1 protein-coding gene is annotated in these 2077 nt (G+C 68.4%); it reads right to left on the bottom strand.

The window, feature by feature from the left end; translation table 11 throughout:
- Nucleotides 1-1716 (bottom strand): hypothetical protein (locus tag ACRDSQ_RS22455; RefSeq protein WP_431423793.1); only part of this gene is annotated, 1716 nt, incomplete at its 3' end.
- Nucleotides 1717-2077: the final 361 nt, after the last annotated feature.

Below are 2077 nucleotides of genomic sequence, written 5' to 3'. Positions count from 1 at the left end.
GCTCGCGGTCGGGCTGTCGAACAGCGGGGTCAGCGGACACTCGATGCTCGAGGGCCCCGGCAGCGCCGTGATCGCCGGCGCGGTGTTGTCGGTCACCGCGATGGTCTGGCTCGCGGTGCTGCTGTGGAGGCAGGCGTCGGTCGCGGTCCAGGTGCGGGTCACCGAGTACTCCTGCGGGCAGGCGCCCTCCGTGGTGACGTCGGCAAAGGTCAGGCTGGGCGCAGGATCGCAGAGGTCGCTCGCGGTCGGGCTGTCGAACAGCGGGGTCAGCGGACACTCGATGCTCGAGGGCCCCGGCAGCGCCGTGATCGCCGGCGCGGTGTTGTCGGTCACGTTCACGGTCTTCGTGCACGTCTTGGGACAGCCATTGGCGTCCGTGATCGTGAGCGTCAGGATATAGGAGCCGTTACAGGCGCTGGCCGCGTTCACGTTGACGCACGGGCCATTGGTCGCGCCCGCGATGGTGCCGTCGCCGGTGATCGACCAGGCATAGGACGCCATCCCGGCGGGCCCGCAATGCGGGATGCTCGTCGTACCGGGGCAGACCGAGGACGTCCCGTCGATGGAGCACACCGGCCCCTGGCTGACGGTCACCGTCTTCTCGCAGGTGACGCCGCCCTGATTCGAGGTGATCACCACCCGCACGGTGAACGTGCCCCCGGTGCCCGTGTTCACCATGACCGAGGAGCCGTCCGTTGGGCCCGAGAAGCTCGCGCCCGAGGTGTTGTTGATCAGCGTCCAGGCGTAGTTCCCGTTTTCCACGTTGGTCGTCGACGTGTAGGTCTGGGTCGTGCCCGTGCACACGGTGCCGGGACCGTCGACCCCGCAGGTCAGGATGGCGGCAGCCGAGAGGGAGCGGTCCTGATTGCCGCCCGACCCGTCCAGCGAGATGAGCCGCGTGTGATAGGGCGAGCCGCTGATGCCGCCGGCGGAGTTGCCGGCGCCCCAGTCGACGGCGGTGCCGATGTGACCGCCCCAGGCGAGGACGACGGTCGGACTGGAGGCGTTGAATCCGATCCTGAGCCGGGTGGCCGACTGCGCCGCGGCGAGATCACCGAAGTTGCCGTCGGCGTTCACCACGTATTTCAGGTACGTGATGGTCCCGTTGTAGATCCACATCTCCCGCTCGGGCGCCGTGAGGTTGTTGAAGCTCGTCGTCGGCTGGGCAAAACCGCCGACCACCGTGCTGACGGGGGGGGTCGGGATCGCAAACACGTTCGGGCCCGCGAAGGTGCCCGATAGCCCCTCCAGTGGGTCCACGACCTCCTGGCCGTGCGCCGGCAGGAACTGGGTGTGCGGCTGCAGCCGATCCACACGGGTGATGTAGTCGATCGCGTTGCGGCTGCTGTGCTTGATGTCCCACTCGATCACGACACTGTGGGTGTCGGCGGGGGCGGTAGTGCCGATGTTCGTCACCACCATCCGATAAGGGATCGAGTGTCCCTCGATGTAGTGGGAGTTCGACGATCCGGCGTTTCCGTTCTGATAGTCGACCGGGCTGTTGGGCGAGGACGCCGTGCCGTTGCGGGCCTGGTCGAGGTCGGCGGCCGGCGGAGCGCCCAGGGCGACCGGTGCGAGGTAGATCCCGCCCCCGATGGCCAGCGCGAGCGCGAGGAGGACTGGGAAACAGAACCAACGGTGCGCTTCGGCGCCACGGCCGGCGGCTGGGCGGAGCGGCGAGAGGCGACGCAACAAGCACGGCGTGCGGAGACTCATGGAGGCCACCTCCGATACATGGCATCAGAGGGGTCCGCTGGTACGGGGGGATCGTCGAGCGGCCCTTCGCGAGTCTCCGCGGGGATCCCGAGGAGAATGCGCCTCTTTTGCCCTGCGCTCCGCGCCAGCTCGGCGATGGAGCCGTGACAGGGCCGAAGGGTGACGTCCGTGACGGGTGGGCTGCCGCAGTCCTGAGGGGTGTTGGAGCTTCCCGACGACCAGCTCGGCATGCTACCGCTTTGCCCGAACGAGACAAGTACAAAGTCGCGTCAAGGGCCGCCAGCCGACGGGCCGGCCGAGCCCTGCCCCGTCGCTGGACCGCATCGTGTAAACGGTTCCGCCCCAACGCTTACCAGAGGCG

The organism is Actinokineospora sp. (genome assembly GCF_050699995.1).
Classification (GTDB): Bacteria; Actinomycetota; Actinomycetes; order Mycobacteriales; family Pseudonocardiaceae; genus Actinokineospora.
The sequence above is the reverse complement of the archived record's forward strand: the minus strand, read 5'-3'. Positions and strand labels throughout refer to the sequence as shown.